We start from the raw sequence: 17,139 nt of genomic DNA on the forward strand, positions 1-17,139 counted from the left end.
AAACATCGTCTTTATCCTAGCGACCGCAGTAAACCTTGAGTATTTTTTCGCATAGTGCGCGCTATCATTAAATACCCTAAACACGCAACAAATAACCCACCTGCTGCAGGGCCTATTAACCAAATATGTGGATGCAACTTACCTGCTAATTCGAACATTTGTTTTTGTACAATTAACAAAGCAACATCACTGACAACAGCCGCGACTAAACCGGCCGTAAAGCCTAATAATAAAAATTCATACAAGGTCGCGTTTTTAATTAATCGCCCTTTAGCGCCTAGCGTACGCAAAATAACAATTTCTTGCATACGCTCACCTAGGCTGGCTTGCACTTGCGAAATAAGCACTAAAGCACCACACGCAACAACAATCGCGAGTACAAAGCCAATCGCTAACGATACTTGCTCTATTGTTGAGCGTATTTGCTTAATAAAGCTTTCAACATCAATCGCATTCACCGTTGGGTATTGACGTAATAACTCACTAAACTCTCGCTTTTGATCTTTATTTACACGCACCGATGAAATGTACGTCGCAGGGAAACTTTGCAGCACATCGGGGCTCAAAATAATAAAGAAATTCGGTTTTAAGGTGTTCCAATTTACTTTACGTACACTGGTAATTTTGGCATCGAATGACTGAGCGCCAATTAAAAAGGTGAGTGTATCGCCCAACTCTACATCTAAACGCGCTAACATTGACTCTTCTAATGACGCCTCTGCCACTGAGCTCTCGGTAAACCATGTACCGTCAATTAACTCATTTTGCTTGGGTAGCTCAGCGCGCCACGTAAGATTTAACTCTCGGCCAATACCTGAACGTGCTTCTTCATCTTTTTTCTCATTGTCTTCTAATGATACCTCACGAGCCACCAGCTCACCATTAACGGCATTAACACGACCACGAACAATCGGGTAAAAATCTGACGTAGGCATGTCACGCTCTGCTAAAAACGACGTGATAGGTTCAAGCTCAGCTTCTGTTATATTCACTAAAAATGAGTTTGGCGCATCGGCTGGCAATTGTGACTGCCAATCTGAAATCATGTCGTTTTTAAGTACGATTAAAAACAACAGTAATTTAATAGCAAGCGCAAAGCTTATAAGCTGCACCGCATTTACGTTCGCTCGCTTTTGAATTGAAGCAATCGCTAAAGACCAGCTATTACCAGGACTTAAGCCTAGCTTACGACCCCCACCAAAAATAAGCTTCGATAGACCAAATAGCACCACGATTAAAAACGCTGTTGAGGTAAATAAAATGGCCGTAATTTTAATGTTATTACTGAACAACCACATTAACAAAAACACCGTTAGCGCCGACATTGCAAGGTGAATTTTGCTCACTAATAAACGGTCACCCAAGTTGCGACGAAGTACACGCAATGGGGGAATATCAAATAAATCCAGCAGCGGCTTAATCGAGAACATAACGGCACAAATCACGCCTGTACTGACTGCGATAAGCCAAGGTTTTGCCGATGCGCTTGGCAGCTCTGTGCCCATTGACTGAGCAAGGTAATCACTGGCTATCATTTGTAAAGAATAACCAATAACTAACCCCAAAATGACCGACATTGTGCAAACTAAACTTAAATGTAATAAGTAAATTTTACGGATAGTTGCCCTACTGCCGCCAAGAGTTTTCATCATTGCGACTGGGTCATATTGCCTTTCACAGTAGCGTTTTGCCGATACCGCAATTGCCACTGCCGCTAAAATGATACCTAACAAACCTGCCAGTAATAAAAAGCTCTCCGCTCTATTTAAGCTGTTCGCAATAGGTGATTGCCTGTCTTTAACACCATACCACTGTTGGTTTTCTTTCATTTGGGGTTTAAGCCAAGCATAAAAGGTGTCTAAGTCACTTTGCTCACCAGCATACAATTGACGATAAAACACGCGACTCCCCGGCTGGATCACCTGTGTCGCGTCTATGTCACGTTCATTAATTAAAATGCGTTGACTACTGGAAAAAACATTAAAAGGAGCATCGGGTTCTTCGGCAACCACTCGACTTGCTGTAAACGTTGCAGCGCCCAGCTCAACTTGACTACCAACCTGAATATTAAGCGCATAAAACACTGACTCACTAAGCCATACTTCACCCATTTTTGGCACTTCGTCAGTAACAATAGCATCTGAAGTTAAGCGTGTTTTTACTTTAAGTTCGCCTTTTAATGGATAACTATCAGAAACCGCCTTTACTGAGCCAAGTTGCATTTCGTCACCTGCAAATAGCATGGTATCGAAATACGTAATTTTTGCAGTGCGTAAGCTCTGTTCCTGCGCTTTTTGCAAATACTCTGTTGGTAACTGATGATTACTGGCCAACACACGATCCGCAGCGATAAAGGCACTACTTTTTTGCGCAATACTTTGACCAATTCGGTCTGTTACCATAGAAAGTGTTAATACAGTGAGCACAGCCAAAGCAATAGCCGCACTGATCACCGTTAATTCACCCCGTTTAAACTCACGTGAAAACAGTTTAAGTGCTAACTTAGCCCACATTCGCTTGCACCTCTTCGCTCTCTTTTACTGTTACTAATTGACCTGCTTCAATGTGTAAAATTTGTTGGCATTTTTCAGCAAGCTGTTCATCATGAGTTACTAAAATAAGCGTGGTACCGTGTTCTTTATTCAGTTCAAAAAGTAAAGATTCTATCAATCTGCCATTTTTGCTATCAAGGTTTGCAGAGGGCTCATCCGCGAACAAAATTTTAGGCGTACCAATGAATGCACGCGCAATTGCAACACGCTGTTGCTCACCACCAGAAAGTTGCGAAGGATAATGCCCCACACGGTGGCTAAGACCCACTTTTTCGAGTAACTCTAGGGCTTGTTGTTTTGCATTTTTACTACCAGCAAGCTCTGCCGGTAGCATCACGTTTTCAAGCGCGGTTAAACTTTGCACAAGCATAAAAGACTGAAACACAAACCCCACTTTATCAGCGCGTAATGCCGCGCGGGCTTCTTCATCTAAATCGTGCAATGCAGCGCCGTCTAAATGAATGCTGCCACTGGTTGACTGGTCAAGACCTGCTAATAAACTCAGTAACGTAGACTTACCCGAGCCCGATGTGCCAACAACGGCCACAGAATCGCCCGACTTGACATTAAAGCTGATGTCACTGAGGATGGTTAGGTCACCCTCCACTGTGGTGACTGTTTTAGTAAGTCCATTAACTTGAATAATGTTTAATTGAGAAAGCGCTGACATATGATGCATCCAATCCTACGTTTTATATTCGTTTTACTGTTAGTAATCAAACCACTTACGGCAGCAGCTGACAACACAATTTTAATTTTAGGTGACAGTTTAAGCGCCGCTTACGGCCTCAAACAAGAGCAAGGTTGGGTTAAATTGTTACAAGATAAGTACGATGAAAAAAGCCAACCTGTTAACTTAGTTAATGCAAGCATTAGCGGTGAAACAACTGGCGGAGCACTTAGACGACTCGATACCCTGCTAGCCGAATTTGAACCCACTCATGTACTTATTGAGCTTGGTGGAAATGACGGTTTACGTGGTTTTCCAATCAAACGTTTACACGCTAACTTACGTGATTTAATTAACAAAAGCCAACAAGCAGGTGCCAAAACTGCCGTGATGGAAGTTCAGATTCCACCAAATTATGGCCCCCGCTACACTAAGTTATTTACCGACAGCTTTGAAAGTATTGCCAATGAAACCGACAGCGAACTTATGCCATTCTTTATGTTAGACATAGCAGGTCGCCCGGAGCTCATGCAAAACGACAATTTACACCCAAACGCTGATGCCCAACCATTAATACGTGATTTCATGTATAAAACGATCAATGATTGGCTAGATTAACACCTAGCCTCTGTCTTTATTGCTTAAAATGAACAATAAACAAGCAATCAGACCACAGGTGTATTGATTTTTATAAAAAAAGACGTACTATTGCCTCAAATGTCGGCATATAGCGCAGCTTGGTAGCGCACTGTCATGGGGTGTCAGGGGTCGCAGGTTCAAATCCTGCTATGCCGACCATTTTCCTCCCCCCACTGTATCTCTAATCGCTTTCTTTATTGCGTTGCAGTTTAAACTCAGTGAATATTTGGTTCACATCTACTTTTGCGCCTAACTTTGCAGCGATTAAAAACAACCCTACTAACTTCCTGTGTACGAATAGTGCGTCAACTGGTGGTGCATGCCAGTATTGCGATGCAGTGCTCATTTCAAGACCGAGTTCTTTGATGCGTTTTGGTAAATCGCTTTTAGCGAAATCGTACTCGCCTTGACAGCTAAGTGGCTCACACGCGAGTAGAAAAATATCGACAACGTTATCAATGTATTCTTGCGCTAGTTCTTGCCCAAAATACCCGATACGCTTGGCTGCTGCTGCAACTTCTGCCCTGTCATTTTTGGCGGCTGCTGATAATAATTGCAAATAACCATTGCTTATATGTTGAGGTAATTCACGTGTTGCGCCAAAGTCTAATAACACTAAACGCTGCTGGTCCATTTGATACTGATAGTTGGCAAAGTTAGGGTCTGTTTGTATCAGCTTAAAGGTAAATAGCTCATTTAAAAATAAACGCAGTAACTGTTCTACCGCTTTGTTTCTTAACGCTTGATGTGCATCTACAAGTGCCTCTATCTCTTGCCCTTCAACAAAATGCATGACTAGTATCTGCTTTGAGCTGAGCTCATCAACCACTTTTGGAATAACGTAGTTTTCATCATCGGCTAAGCAAGCGCGATAACGTGTTAGGTATCGTGCTTCAAATTCGTAGTCTGCTTCATTTATCAATTGCTGTTTAGCTTCATCAATAAGGGGTTGCAGATCCACATTTTTTGGGAGCAAGCCACTTATTTTGAGTAGATAAGCAAGGTTATCAACATCACTGGCGATCCCTTTTGCAATGCCTGGGTATTGAACTTTCACCGCCAGTTTTTTCCCCATTTCAGTGTAGGAAATATGCACTTGCCCTATCGACGCAGCAGCGAACGGCCGTAATTCAAAGTGCGATAAGTGCTCTAGCCACGCATCCCCCCAATGGTTGCGCATCACCTGTACGAGCTGTTTGTGTGGCATAGGTGTCGCCTCAGCACGTAACCGAGCGAGAATAGCCGACAATTCGGGCGTAAGTAACTCACCACTGTCCATCGACAACAGTTGGCCTAATTTCATTGCTGCACCACGTAAATGGGCAAGCTGCTCGGTAAGACGCTGAATATTCTTAGGCTGTAATAATAATTCTTGACGAGAGGTTTCCTTGCCAGCGACCCATGCTTTTGCGCTTGAAAACAGCATATTTCCCGCCACTTTCGAGACTAAAGCACCAAGGCTTGCAGCCCTTGAAAACCTTGATGTAGGCACTGCACTTTGTTTAATAGTCATAGCGTGTCACGTATTTTATGTATCATGTTTTAAATACGTAAGTAAAAGAACTTTAGATCCCCTTTGTATTGAGCTTTAACAATGTATGTAATTTTAAACGCGACACAATACACGCTATAAAAATCAATTAACTTGTAGTGAAGATAAAAAGTGATTTCGTCATTTATCACTCAAACTACGTCATTTTAAGCCACTAAATTGAGGCGAAAATTGGAAAATTTCTAAGTATCGACAATACTTTATTATTATAAATCACTCATTTCTCAGCTCTGGCCTCTCAATGTCTCTTAGAACACAATTAATATTATTATTGAGCACTTTGTTTATTGTCGTTTTGATAAACACTTTTATTGTCTTTATTCTCGACAGAGAAGGCCGTTTAAAATTTGATGTACTTAATCGTACTCATGAGATTATTGATCAATCTGAACGACTCTATAACCATATTATTAATGCTGAAACGGGCCAAAGAGGTTATCTTTTAACAGAGAACCTCAATTATCTTGATCCCTACTACCGTGGTTTAGAAAAAACGAAAGAACAATTCCTAATACTCAATAAGCTGACTCTGAATGACAAAAAACAGCAACAAAACCTTGCACAACTCGATGCATTGATTGAGAAAAAATTCGCCGAACTGAATTTAACGATTAATTTAATAAAACAAAATACGCCCGATGCAGCCGAAGAGGCAAAAAGCATTGTTTACACCAACGAAGGTAAAGCGTTAATGGAGCAAATTGAGGCGTTAATAAAACAATTTCAAAATGTTGAGCGTACAAGGTTGGCTGAGCGAAACGCAGATTTCCAGAATAACCGGTTACTTATTACGCAAGTCGTATCTGTGCAAATTCCGTTATTTATTTTCCTATCCATTTTTTGTGCTTTTTACATTAACAATAAGCTGTTTAAACCGCTAAAGAGATTACTTAAAAATACCGAAAAGCTAGAAAAAGGCGAAATACCTGATCGTATTGAAAAATGTGACACCAATGAAATTGGCTATTTACTTCGACGTTTTCATCGTATGAGCAACATTATTTACAGGCGCACCAACAAGTTAAGTTTTTTGGTAAGTCATGACCACCTTACAGGTGTGTTGAACCGAACAGAGCTTGACCGTCAATTAAAATTCGCCATTAGTGCAAGCTCAAAGAACAATAAGATGGCTGTTATATTTATCGATATTAATCAGTTTAAACAATTGAACGATCAATACGGTCATGTCATTGGTGATAAAGTGCTTGTTGAAGCTGCTAAAAGAATAACTGGCGCTGTGCGTGCTGATGATGATGTATATCGTTATGGCGGTGATGAATTTATTATTGTGGCTCACCACCTCAGAAAACTAAGTTATATTGATGCGATGATCAAGCACTTGCTCGATAAGTTCAACAGCCCCTTTGAGGTAGAGCAGCATAACTTAAAAGTCACTTTAAGTATTGGTATTGCTGTCTCACCCGATCACACAACTGACCATACACAATTATTAAAATTTGCTGATCAGGCAATGTACGAAGCCAAGCAAAGCCAGTTACACACATATAAAATTTTTCAAGGAATTGAGGGAGATAACTGAACTTATTCAATGCTTATTACGTACAAATTTGCAAAAAGCTCAGTCGCTATGTATAAAAAACATACACTCATTTAATTAAGGTGCCCTATGCATATTTTATTAACAGGTGGAACAGGCCTCATTGGAAAGCATTTGTGCCCATTTCTTTTAAACCATCATAAAGTCACAGTACTGAGCCGAAATCCTATTCAAGCCAATGTATTACTGACTCATCAAGTGCATGCTGTAAAGTCGTTGGATGAGGTTGATTTTGAAGATATAGATGCAGTGATAAATTTGGCTGGCGAGCCTATTGTTAACAAACGTTGGAGCGAGTCACAAAAACGCCGTTTGCTCGACAGTCGAATAAACCTAACATTGCAAATATCTAAAGCGATTAGCCGGTGTGAAACGCCTCCTCATACCTTTATTTCTGGTAGCGCCATTGGTTTTTATGGTCGTCAAGGCGACAAACATATAGATGAGGAATTTAATGATATATACCCAGAATTCAGCCATGTTCTCTGTCGAGATTGGGAGCATGCAGCCACCAAAGCGCAATCAAGCAAAACCCGTGTTTGCTTGCTGAGAACGGGTGTTGTTCTTGCCAAACAAGGTGGCGCACTGAGTAAAATGTTACCTGCATTCAAGTTTGGTTTTGGTGGGCCTTTAGGGCATGGTCACCAAGGTATGTCTTGGATCCATATTGACGATATGATTCAGCTGATATTATTTGTACTGACCCACGACGACTTGCATGGGCCAATTAATGCCACAGCTCCAAACCCAGTTGACAATAATGAGTTTAGCCAAACATTAGGGACGGTACTTTCGCGCCCCGCCATGCTCAGAATGCCTAGTTGGTTACTTAAGCTGATGATGGGTGAAATGTCAGACTTACTTATCCATGGTCAGTTCGTCATGCCGAATAAATTACTCGCGCATAACTATCGCTTTCATTACCCTGAGCTAAAACCTGCGCTGGAAAGTTTAAAACTGTAATACATTGATAAGTAGAATTAAATTTGTATAAACCTTTACTGTATACTGTTATGCAGTAAAGGTTTTCTAACTATCATGGCAAACCAGCGACGTACCAAAATATACATGTAGCTACGTCTTCATGGTTAAACTGTGGTTTAGCGTATGAAGCTCATTTGTAACCCATTCTTTGTCTAAGCACTGTTCTAAATTAAGTTCTGCAAATCTTAAAAAATTACGTGCAGCATGGGACAAATGCCGATCTGTCCGAACAACAAAATACCAATGACTTGCCAGCTGAACATCAACAACATTAAGCATACAAAAGCTTTTATCGTGTGCTGGCAATACATGACGAGACACAACACCTAATCCCATTCCAGAACCGACGGCAACCCTAATAGCCTCATTACTTGCCATTTGCACGGTGTCACTAAGTACAAAGCCACGGCTTTGTAACTCACTTTCGAATAACATGCGTGTCGCCGAACCTGGCTCACGCAATAAAAAGCGCTCAGTCATTAAATCATGCAGTGTTACGTGTGAAGATTTAGCCAGAGGGTGATTCATTGGGGCGATAAACACTAAGGGATTTTGTAAAAAACGCCCTGCTTTCGCGTGCTCAAGCGACGGTGGATGACTAAATACATAAATATCATCTTCACCTCTTTCAAACCGAGCCAATACTTCGGCCCTGTTTCCTATTTCTAACGGAAGTTCTACATGCGGATGTAAATTACTGTATGGCCCTAATAGTTTTGGCAGGATGTATTGCGCTGTATTTACAATCGCTATTTTGCAACGTCCCCGCTCACCGCCTCTCAATTCAACCAAATAATCTTGATAATCGTCAAAATGACCAAACACTTGCTGACAAGTTTGAAATAAAGCAAACCCCGCTTCGGTAATATGAATACGCTGCTGGTTAACCACAATGAGAGGCTCGTTTACAGTTTCTTGCAGTCGCTTTATTTGCTGCGATACTGTTGGCTGCGTTAAATGTAATTGCCTTGCCGTTTCACTAATTGAACGTGTTTTAACTACACACATAAACACTTCTAATAGCCGAAAAGAAATATGTCGTAAGTCCACAACCTCACCTCATAGATAAAAACCTATATGATGGTAGCATTCATTTAATTATTTACTATGTGTTTTTTTATTTAGAATAGCGGCGCTTTTAACTAAGAGGAGAAAAAAGTGCCTGATATTGTTGTCATGTTTTTTGTTTTAGGGTTAGCCGCAGGTTTATTACGATCTGATCTAAAAATTCCGCAAGCAACTTATGAAACTCTCAGCCTATTGTTAATGCTAACAATTGGTTTAAAAGGTGGCATGGTGCTACACGGAAATATACATTGGCAATTATTACCTGAAATGGGATCGGTATTGTTACTCGGAGCGTGTATCCCTCTTCTACTTTACCCCGTACTCAAACGCTTACTTAATTTATCGGTCGCAAACAGTGCAAGTATTGCAGCACATTATGGCTCGGTGAGTGCAGGTACATTTGCTGTTGCTTTGGCGTACGCCGAATCAAATTCACTTGTGGTAGGTGCCGAAGTAACCCTGTATCTCGTCATGCTTGAGCTGCCGGCCATTATTGTTGGCTTATTGCTTTATCGCCGACTAGGAAATAAAGCCTCTGCAGGTAACCTATCGCTTAAGGCGCTGTGGCATGAAACCTTAACAAACAAAAGTGTTATTCTGCTTGTAGGTGGCGTTATTATAGGCATGATGTATGGCACACAACAAGGCAGCCAAGTTACGAGCTTACTAACCAATAGCTTTAAAGTTGTATTAGCCTTATTTTTACTTGAAATGGGTCTTATGGCAGCACAAACACTACGCCCTATTCCATGGCATCATTGGCGATTAGCGTTGTTTGCACTTATTACACCCAACTTATTAGGTGCGATTGGTGTTGGGGTTGGCACCGCATTGCAGCTTGAGCTTGGCTCAATCGTAATTTTAGGAAGCTTAGTTGCTAGCGCATCTTACATTGCAGCACCTGCAGCGATTAAAGCAGCAATCCCCGATGCAGATATTGGCTTAGCCATGTTAAGCTCGCTTGGGATAACCTTTCCGTTTAATGTATTAGTCGGTATAGGTTTGTATCATCATATGGCATTACTAATCTCATAAAAAAGTGAATTTAAACATCACTTTATGAATGCGATTTGGACTAAAGTCGTTTAATATAAAGAAAAAATGTGCAAGGACTTGCTATATGTTTGATCAATCTCTCAGCACAGAGCAACAGCATGTGAGTAACATTTTTAAGCGCTTATGTGCTGAATACAATGTGCAAAATAATGCAGAACTTGAGCACCATTTATCATTACAAAGCGGATTTAGTGAGCACTGTATTTTCAGTGCCACCATCCCTTATTCATTAATTGATAAAACGAGTAAAGCAACACACGTGAGTTTTGACTATTTACTTAATGGTCAAAATCAACACACGGTGCAATTAAGTAATGACCAATTAAAAGCGATTAAGAACGGCATTATCAAAAGTATCAAAAAAATGTCTATGGCTGGCTTAATTAAGGGTGAAAATCACAATCAAGAAACACTGGGTGAGCTGGCAGAAATTCATGTAGAACAGATTGAAAACGAGTTAAAAATACAAAGCCAAGTTAAATAACTTGGCTTTTTTTAATTCTTGCCTTTGTATAACTCATTATAGATATCGGCAATATTATTTTGTTTATCATAGTAGCGCTGCAATTCGCCCAGCGATAAATCTTTTAACGTATCATCAGTAAAATCTATTGGTTCGGCAAATTTAAAGTTGGCTACATTTGGCGACTCGCCTAGTAAAGCCGCAATTTCACTTTTTAAAGCTTCGGCTTTATTAAATAATTTGAGCGCTTTATTTATATCGGTTTCATTTTCAGCCTGAATGGTACACCAAACGACTTCAACCGATTTGCTTCTTATTTGATCTTCAAATATGTTTTTACGCGCAATTAGCCATGTACTCGCTATAAGCAGGATAGCTAAAACGGCAATTGCACTGTAAATTAGTTCAAGCATCACGTTCCCTCGGTAAACTAAATGTTACTATACACCCAAACTTGGTTCGTAATACATCAGGAAAAAGCATTATAAATGATAGTACGAGGCTGATATATAAGAAATATCTGATTCGCGCCCAATCTCTAGTGTGGCCAACTTGGACTCACCAAAAATTTTAACTTCGTTTTAAGCAAACTGGGGAAAAGCATCACCACAGCTAAGGCAATACTAATGTAAAGGACGACAAAACTGTAAATGTAATGAATATAGGCGTGCTCGGCTTGGATATCCAAGACAACAAATTTAAACCATAAAATAAAATGAGATAAAGCAATAATGATTGTTAATTTGAGCACACAAAAAAATAATAAGCCAAATTTATAGCTAAGCTTCACATGCAGTATGTAAAGCAACCATATACTCAAAAGGTTAAACAAACATAGTGCTAAATATACATTCTGTGCATTATTAACAGCGTGGCTTTCATGTATGTAAAGAAGAACTTTTTCCATTAAAAGCGACGTAATTAAGTACTTAGTTACTACTACAGCAATTGATAAAAAGTCACTAAATAGCTCTTTGTTTTTTACTGCTCTATAAACAGACAAAACTAAAGCAACTAAATACATCAACGAAATTATGACTTGCAATGAAAAAGCATCTCTACTTTCACTAGCAAACATAAATTCATTATATAAATCAGAGATGTAATCAATCATATCCCACCCTTAAACCGCGGGTAGGATATAACTATATTTAAAAGAAAACCAGCAATTCAGCTGACTTAGAGAATTAGTTTTCTTTTTTCTTAGGATCTTTAATAATGATGATACCGCCAGAACCTTGTAACTCTTGCTTTTTCTTTGGATCTTTAATAATAATAATTCCGCCACTCCCCTGAAGTTTTTGAGTATCAAAACTTGTTGCTGGTGCTGCGTCGAATGCTAAAGTAGATAGTAATAGGGCTGATAAAGTCATTTTTTTGTTCCTTCATTGTTAAAGATGCTGTTTCTTAGCAAGTACTGCGCCACTTATATTGCTATTTTAGTAACACAACACTCTTAATCTCTATATAAGCATAAAAAACAATCGATAGGCTATTTTTTGTTCTACCCTTGTTGGTAAAATAGACATTCCCTAACACCTTTACGCTTTGCTCTATAAACTAATAAGGCTCTATGCCATAATTCTGTTAACTAATAAATTTAATGGTAAGCGCACATACGCTTAGCAAGGTTTAATGCATGGCATATCAAGAACAACAGCAACCAACAATTTACTGGCATGACTACGAGACCTTTGGCGCCAGCCCGCAAAAAGACCGCCCGAGTCAATTTGCTGGCATACGTACCGATCTTGATTTAAATATTATTGGTGAGCCGCTCATTGAATATTGTAAACCCGCGGCAGACTATTTACCGCACCCAGAGGCGTGTTTAATAACCGGCATTACACCACAAATAGCCATGCAAAAAGGACTGCCTGAAGCCGAATTTATGGCAAAAATTCATGCCGAGTTTAGTCAGCCTAACACCTGTGTAGCTGGCTATAACAGTATTCGCTTTGACGATGAAGTAACACGTTACAGTCTATATCGTAATTTTTATGACCCTTACGAGCGAGAGTATAAAAACAATAATAGCCGTTGGGATATTATTGACCTTGTTCGTGCTTGTTATGCGTTGCGACCAGAAGGTATTGAGTGGCCATTAAAAGATGATGGCACACCCAGCTTTAAACTTGAGCATTTAACTGTTGCTAACGGCATAGAACATGCCGCAGCTCACGACGCGTTAAGTGATGTTACTGCAACCATTGCGCTTGCAAAGCTTATAAAAGAAAAACAACCCAAGCTGTATCAATTCTTTTTTGGTTTACGCTCTAAAAAAGCGCTGGCTGATTTAGTTGATGTGTTCAACATGACACCGCTGGTACATACTTCATCACGCATACCGGCAAGCCAAGGCTGTACTAGCTGGATAGCGCCGATGAGTTTTCATCCAGTAAACAAAAACGCCATCATCTGCTTTAATTTAACAGATGATCCGCAGGTGTTATTAGATTTATCGGTTGAAGAGTTACGGACACGCCTTTACACCAAACACACCGACCTTGGCGAAAACGAGGCCCCTGTCGGCTTAAAACTAGTTCACTTAAATAAGTGCCCTATTCTTGCGCCCGCTAAAACACTATTACCAGAAAATGCCGCACGCCTAGGGATAGACCGCGAAAAGTGTTTGCAAAACCTTGCTATATTAAAAGCCAATACTGAACTTCGCGACAAAGTAACCGAAGTATTTAACGAACAACGTGACTACGGTGAAACACATAACCCTGACTATCAACTATATGATGGCTTTACGAGCCATGCCGATAAAGCCAAATTTGCCATTATTCGCGATGCAAGCCCTGAGCAACTGGCCACAATGCAGTTAGATTTTGAAGACAAAAAGTTTAACACCTTGTTGTTTAGATACCGTGCTCGCAACTGGCCACACACCTTAAGCCAAGACGAACTTGCACAGTGGCGTATGTATTGCCAAAATAAATTAATGCACGGCGATGACAGTCCTTCTATTAGCGCACACGATTTTATGATTACGCTCGAAAATTTAGCTCATGAGCACGACGATAATGAAAAAAATCTGCACATTTTAAAAGCACTGTATAACTACGCACAAAGTATGTAATATAACCATCAATTACCATGCTTTTTGTGAAAATGGCACCTTATAAGATTAAACCGTTTATACAAAAAGCAATGCTCTAACATTATATAAATAAAGGAATATTTATGAAAAAAAGTATGCATTTTACCCTATTTGTCATTTTATTCATTGGCATAAGCCATGCCTACTCTTTTGAATCCAAAATGGATTTCGAAACTTACATACGCGCTTGTATATATAAACCTGATGCTAGCTATATGGGTCAGTGTAATGAGATGGGAGTAGATTACGAGAAGATTGATACAACACTTTATTCTGAAAATAATGATTCAATCTCATTTTCTACAAATGTCATTAAATCTAGGGCAGTTATATTTAAACAGTTCCACCATGGCTTTATAATTAATTGTAATGCTTGCTCAGCACCAACAAGTGTTTCTGATACTTTCAGTGCCTTCACTCGCTTTAAAAAAGCTTTTGAATCAAGTGCATTACATAGCGCATTTACTTCCACAGTTGTAACCAGAAATAACCGCAATACCTCAGAGCCAAGTGTGCAAAATAATGGAACAAGTTTCAGTGAAGACTTCAAAAACTTTGCAAGCGGAACTATAGATTTCAAAGATGTATTTGCATCCTTGTTTGATAGTGGAGACCAAAATATCGTCTTAGTAAAAGACAGTCGCGGCGAACCTTTTGCACTAATAGAGATAAAAAATGGCAAATATAGCTTAGTCGCAGATTTAACGAAAACAGTTAAGAACTCAGATGGTTCAACACTCTTCAATGCAAACCTAAGTACCAGTAATACACAGCCTTTTGTAGATATTGTCTATGGGGGCTCACTTAATATAGGCACTCATTGTAAAATTGCCTTTACGAGAGCTGAAAATGGGCAAAGATTAGTCTCGCAAGTTAGCTGCTATTAAAATAGTTTTTATAAGAGTTCACATGTGCCTAGCAATGCTAGGCACTTTTTATGACCAATACCCCATTACTTTTTATGCAACGCCTCAATACGTGCTAATAAACTAGAGGTATCGTATCGGCCGCCGCCTAAGGCTTGTACATCGGCATAATACTGGTCAACTGTTGCCGTCATAGGCAACGTTGCGCCGTTCGCTTTTGCCTCATCAAGAGCAATGCCTAAATCTTTACGCATCCAATCGACTGCAAAGCCAAATTCGTACTCACCTGCCCACATTGTTTTGTAGCGGTTTTCCATTTGCCATGAACCTGCGGCACCTTTAGAAATTGTTTCAATCACTTTTTCACCATCAAGGCCAGCTTGTTTAGCAAAGTGAAGTCCTTCTGCTAAGCCCTGTACTACCCCGGCAATACAAATTTGGTTCACCATTTTGCAAAGCTGACCTGAACCTACTTCACCTAATAGTTGGCTAAAACGACTAAAAGCAGCCATGACAGGTTGCACAACACCAAAGTCAGCTTCTGCGCCACCCACCATCACAGTGAGAACACCATTCTCTGCACCAGCCTGACCACCAGACACCGGGGCATCTAAAAACGCAATACCTTGTTGCTTAGCTTTAGCACCCACTTCACGAGCGACTTCTGCTGAGGTCGTTGTATGGTCAACTAAATAGCTACCGGCTTGCATGCTAGCCAGTACACCATTTTCGCCGTACACCACTGAGCGTAAATCATCGTCGTTACCAACACACATAAACACAATGTCAGCGTCTTTTGCCGCTTCTTTTGGCGTTTCGCTGTAGTGACCTTGATATTCTGATACCCACTTTTGTGCTTTTGCTGTTGTGCGGTTATAAACAGTCACGTGATGACCTGCGTTAGCAAGATGACCCGCCATAGGGTAACCCATGACACCTAATCCGATGAAGGCGACTTTCATTGACATAAAACTGACCTATTTGAGTGATAAATTAGTAACAATTTCATTATCTCAATCGAATAACTAAAAAGCGAATGAAAAAGCGTTCATTAATTTTAAGTAAGTTAAAAACACACAGGTAAAACATGGATAGTATATATCGTTTTAATGCCCAGCTTGCGTCTGGTGAAAATTTTAGCCTTGCGTCGCTACAAGGCAAAACCACTCTTATTGTTAACATTGCCAGTAAATGTAATTTTTCGATGCAAATGGCAAGTCTCGAAAAACTTTACAACACATATAAAGACCATAATTTTACTGTGCTGGGTTTTGCCTGTAACCAATTTGGTCATAATGAGCCACTCGAAGGTGGAGAATTATTAGCGTATTACCAGCAACACTTTAATGTAAGCTTTCCTCTTTTTAATAAAGTGCTCGTTAATGGGCCTGAGGCGCATCCGTTATTTAATTATTTAAAATGCCATACACGTGGAATTGCGCAAAACCGCGCAATTAAATGGAATTTCACCAAATTTCTTATAAACTCAGAAGGTCAACTCATTGCACGGTACGCCCCGCGTACCAAACCTGAAACCCTCAAAATGGTGATAGAGAGTAATTTAAATGATAAAGCTGGCCTTATTCAGTGCGCAAAAATATGAGAAACCCTTCTTTGACAATAACTCAACTAATTACAGTGAGTCTGTTTCTCTGAGCTTCATTGAGCAATCACTGAATATAACAACCGCACCATTAAGCAAAGGTTTTGATGCTGTATGCGTGTTTGTTAACGATACCGTTGATAAACACGTCATTTCTGCTTTAGCGAACGATGGTGTTAAAGCCATTTTATTACGCTGTGCTGGCTTTAATAATGTTGACCTTGAAGCCGCCAAAGAGCATGGAATAAAAGTTTGCCGCGTACCCGCTTACAGCCCAGAAGCAGTTGCAGAGCATTGTATTGCGCTCATGTTGACACTTAATCGCAAAACACATAAAGCATTTAATCGCGTTCGCGAAGGCAACTTTGATTTAAATGGCTTACTCGGCTTTAACCTATTTAAAAAAACCATTGGCATTATTGGCTGTGGTAAAATTGGCTTAGCACTGGTAAATATTTTAAATGGTTTTGGCGCTAACGTTTTAGTGTGTGATCCTAAAGTAAAAGCAGGGCCATTTACGCTATGTGACTTAGATACCCTACTCACGCAAAGTGATGTCATTTCTTTGCACTGTCCACTAAATGAGCATACCCATCACTTAATTAATGAAGCTGCATTTGAAAAAATGAAAGAAGGTGTCATGCTAATCAACACCTCACGCGGTGCGCTACTAGACAGTAAAGCCTGTATCAATGCGCTAAAATCAAAAAAAATTGGCTATCTGGGGCTTGATGTTTACGAACAAGAATCAGAACTGTTCTTTAAAGATCACCGTGAAGAAATTATGCAGGATGACATTTTTTCTCGCTTAGTCAGTTTCCCAAACGTACTTGTTACAGGTCACCAAGGTTTTTTCACTCAAGAAGCCCTTAACGAAATAGCTTGCACCACACTGCAAAGTGCTAATGAGTTAAGCCAAGGCTTGCCACTGACTAATGAAGTTATTTAAATGCGCTTAACTCTATGCGCTTAAAATAGTTCTATGCTCTTAAAATAACTCTATGCACTTAAACAATAAGGGC

17 protein-coding genes and 1 tRNA gene are annotated in these 17,139 nt (G+C 40.0%); 10 read left to right on the top strand and 8 right to left on the bottom strand.

Going from position 1 to position 17,139, the window contains the following annotated elements; translation table 11 throughout:
- Positions 1-11: 11 nt before the first annotated feature.
- Together LPA49_RS00415 and LPA49_RS00420 are read right to left on the bottom strand one after the other, a co-directional pair.
- Entirely contained in the window at positions 12-2,513 is a 2,502-nt protein-coding gene (locus LPA49_RS00415) for an ABC transporter permease (protein ID WP_118844392.1), read from the bottom strand.
- Positions 2,503-3,222, bottom strand: a complete 720-nt coding sequence (locus tag LPA49_RS00420; protein ID WP_036967761.1) for an ABC transporter ATP-binding protein — start codon at positions 3,220-3,222, stop codon at positions 2,503-2,505. Before LPA49_RS00420 ends, LPA49_RS00415 begins: the two co-directional genes overlap by 11 nt.
- Between LPA49_RS00420 and LPA49_RS00425 the strand changes: the two genes are divergently transcribed.
- Positions 3,223-3,840, top strand: a complete 618-nt coding sequence (locus LPA49_RS00425; protein ID WP_065978522.1) for an arylesterase — start codon at positions 3,223-3,225, stop codon at positions 3,838-3,840.
- A 103-nt stretch (positions 3,841-3,943) separates the two neighbouring features.
- Positions 3,944-4,020: transfer RNA gene (locus tag LPA49_RS00430), tRNA-Pro, on the top strand.
- A gap of 22 nt (positions 4,021-4,042) precedes the next feature.
- Here LPA49_RS00430 and LPA49_RS00435 read toward each other — a convergent pair.
- A complete protein-coding gene (locus LPA49_RS00435; RefSeq protein WP_180310910.1) occupies positions 4,043-5,374 on the bottom strand; it encodes an AarF/ABC1/UbiB kinase family protein in 1,332 nt (443 codons plus the stop codon).
- Positions 5,375-5,654: 280 nt separating this feature from the next.
- Between LPA49_RS00435 and LPA49_RS00440 the strand changes: the two genes are divergently transcribed.
- Together LPA49_RS00440 and LPA49_RS00445 are read left to right on the top strand one after the other, a co-directional pair.
- The gene (locus LPA49_RS00440) at positions 5,655-6,953 is read left to right on the top strand and encodes a diguanylate cyclase (RefSeq protein ID WP_182395014.1); all 1,299 of its coding nucleotides are present in this window, start codon (positions 5,655-5,657) and stop codon (positions 6,951-6,953) included.
- Positions 6,954-7,040: 87 nt separating this feature from the next.
- Positions 7,041-7,934, top strand: a complete 894-nt coding sequence (locus tag LPA49_RS00445; RefSeq protein WP_036967749.1) for a TIGR01777 family oxidoreductase — start codon at positions 7,041-7,043, stop codon at positions 7,932-7,934.
- A 111-nt stretch (positions 7,935-8,045) separates the two neighbouring features.
- Here the strand turns inward: LPA49_RS00445 and LPA49_RS00450 are convergent, their stop codons facing one another.
- Positions 8,046-9,005: a LysR family transcriptional regulator gene (locus tag LPA49_RS00450; RefSeq protein ID WP_036967747.1), complete on the bottom strand. Its 960-nt coding sequence runs from the start codon at positions 9,003-9,005 to the stop codon at positions 8,046-8,048.
- Positions 9,006-9,113: 108 nt separating this feature from the next.
- On the opposite strand from LPA49_RS00450, the gene LPA49_RS00455 reads away from it, so the two are divergent.
- Together LPA49_RS00455 and LPA49_RS00460 are read left to right on the top strand one after the other, a co-directional pair.
- On the top strand, positions 9,114-10,058 hold the full coding sequence (locus LPA49_RS00455) for a sodium-dependent bicarbonate transport family permease (RefSeq protein WP_065978525.1): 945 nt from the start codon (positions 9,114-9,116) through the stop codon (positions 10,056-10,058).
- 85 nt (positions 10,059-10,143) lie between these two features.
- Positions 10,144-10,563: a hypothetical protein gene (locus LPA49_RS00460; RefSeq protein ID WP_065978526.1), complete on the top strand. Its 420-nt coding sequence runs from the start codon at positions 10,144-10,146 to the stop codon at positions 10,561-10,563.
- Positions 10,564-10,574: 11 nt separating this feature from the next.
- Here LPA49_RS00460 and LPA49_RS00465 read toward each other — a convergent pair whose 3' ends face one another.
- The 3 genes from LPA49_RS00465 to LPA49_RS00475 all read right to left on the bottom strand — a co-directional run bounded on the left by LPA49_RS00465 (position 10,575) and on the right by LPA49_RS00475 (position 11,915).
- Complete coding sequence (locus tag LPA49_RS00465) at positions 10,575-10,955, bottom strand: hypothetical protein (RefSeq protein WP_036967741.1); 381 nt, start codon at positions 10,953-10,955, stop codon at positions 10,575-10,577.
- Between the two features lie 125 nt (positions 10,956-11,080).
- Complete coding sequence (locus LPA49_RS00470; RefSeq protein ID WP_075594360.1) at positions 11,081-11,656, bottom strand: hypothetical protein; 576 nt, start codon at positions 11,654-11,656, stop codon at positions 11,081-11,083.
- Between the two features lie 73 nt (positions 11,657-11,729).
- Positions 11,730-11,915 carry a hypothetical protein gene (locus LPA49_RS00475; protein WP_075594361.1) on the bottom strand — a complete coding sequence of 62 codons (186 nt, stop codon included), beginning with the start codon at positions 11,913-11,915 and terminating at the stop codon, positions 11,730-11,732.
- Positions 11,916-12,181: 266 nt separating this feature from the next.
- Here LPA49_RS00475 and sbcB point away from each other — a divergent pair, with 266 nt between their 5' ends.
- Both sbcB and LPA49_RS00485 read left to right on the top strand, forming a co-directional pair.
- On the top strand, positions 12,182-13,627 hold the full coding sequence (sbcB, locus tag LPA49_RS00480; protein WP_074989316.1) for an exodeoxyribonuclease I: 1,446 nt from the start codon (positions 12,182-12,184) through the stop codon (positions 13,625-13,627).
- A 104-nt stretch (positions 13,628-13,731) separates the two neighbouring features.
- A complete protein-coding gene (locus tag LPA49_RS00485; RefSeq protein WP_180310912.1) occupies positions 13,732-14,535 on the top strand; it encodes a hypothetical protein in 804 nt (267 codons plus the stop codon).
- A 65-nt stretch (positions 14,536-14,600) separates the two neighbouring features.
- Here the strand turns inward: LPA49_RS00485 and LPA49_RS00490 are convergent, their stop codons facing one another.
- On the bottom strand, positions 14,601-15,482 hold the full coding sequence (locus LPA49_RS00490; RefSeq protein WP_036967732.1) for an NAD(P)-dependent oxidoreductase: 882 nt from the start codon (positions 15,480-15,482) through the stop codon (positions 14,601-14,603).
- A gap of 119 nt (positions 15,483-15,601) precedes the next feature.
- On the opposite strand from LPA49_RS00490, the gene LPA49_RS00495 reads away from it, so the two are divergent.
- Together LPA49_RS00495 and LPA49_RS00500 are read left to right on the top strand one after the other, a co-directional pair.
- Positions 15,602-16,117 carry a glutathione peroxidase gene (locus LPA49_RS00495; RefSeq protein ID WP_065978532.1) on the top strand — a complete coding sequence of 172 codons (516 nt, stop codon included), beginning with the start codon at positions 15,602-15,604 and terminating at the stop codon, positions 16,115-16,117.
- Complete coding sequence (locus LPA49_RS00500) at positions 16,083-17,066, top strand: 2-hydroxyacid dehydrogenase (RefSeq protein WP_180311636.1); 984 nt, start codon at positions 16,083-16,085, stop codon at positions 17,064-17,066. Before LPA49_RS00495 ends, LPA49_RS00500 begins: the two co-directional genes overlap by 35 nt.
- The last annotated feature ends 73 nt before the right edge of the window (positions 17,067-17,139 follow it).

The sequence above is a fragment of the Pseudoalteromonas sp. MB41 genome (assembly GCF_020966275.1).
GTDB lineage: Bacteria > Pseudomonadota > Gammaproteobacteria > Enterobacterales > Alteromonadaceae > Pseudoalteromonas > Pseudoalteromonas lipolytica.

Coding starts and splice junctions, on each gene's coding strand:
- LPA49_RS00415 (WP_118844392.1), bottom strand. CDS start 2,513: ATGTGGGCTAAGTTAGCACTTAAACTGTTTTCACGTGAGTTTAAACGG.
- LPA49_RS00420 (WP_036967761.1), bottom strand. CDS start 3,222: ATGTCAGCGCTTTCTCAATTAAACATTATTCAAGTTAATGGACTTACT.
- LPA49_RS00425 (WP_065978522.1), top strand. CDS start 3,223: ATGATGCATCCAATCCTACGTTTTATATTCGTTTTACTGTTAGTAATC.
- LPA49_RS00435 (WP_180310910.1), bottom strand. CDS start 5,374: ATGACTATTAAACAAAGTGCAGTGCCTACATCAAGGTTTTCAAGGGCT.
- LPA49_RS00440 (WP_182395014.1), top strand. CDS start 5,655: ATGTCTCTTAGAACACAATTAATATTATTATTGAGCACTTTGTTTATT.
- LPA49_RS00445 (WP_036967749.1), top strand. CDS start 7,041: ATGCATATTTTATTAACAGGTGGAACAGGCCTCATTGGAAAGCATTTG.
- LPA49_RS00460 (WP_065978526.1), top strand. CDS start 10,144: ATGTTTGATCAATCTCTCAGCACAGAGCAACAGCATGTGAGTAACATT.
- LPA49_RS00465 (WP_036967741.1), bottom strand. CDS start 10,955: ATGCTTGAACTAATTTACAGTGCAATTGCCGTTTTAGCTATCCTGCTT.
- LPA49_RS00470 (WP_075594360.1), bottom strand. CDS start 11,656: ATGATTGATTACATCTCTGATTTATATAATGAATTTATGTTTGCTAGT.
- LPA49_RS00475 (WP_075594361.1), bottom strand. CDS start 11,915: ATGACTTTATCAGCCCTATTACTATCTACTTTAGCATTCGACGCAGCA.
- sbcB (WP_074989316.1), top strand. CDS start 12,182: ATGGCATATCAAGAACAACAGCAACCAACAATTTACTGGCATGACTAC.
- LPA49_RS00485 (WP_180310912.1), top strand. CDS start 13,732: ATGAAAAAAAGTATGCATTTTACCCTATTTGTCATTTTATTCATTGGC.
- LPA49_RS00490 (WP_036967732.1), bottom strand. CDS start 15,482: ATGTCAATGAAAGTCGCCTTCATCGGATTAGGTGTCATGGGTTACCCT.
- LPA49_RS00495 (WP_065978532.1), top strand. CDS start 15,602: ATGGATAGTATATATCGTTTTAATGCCCAGCTTGCGTCTGGTGAAAAT.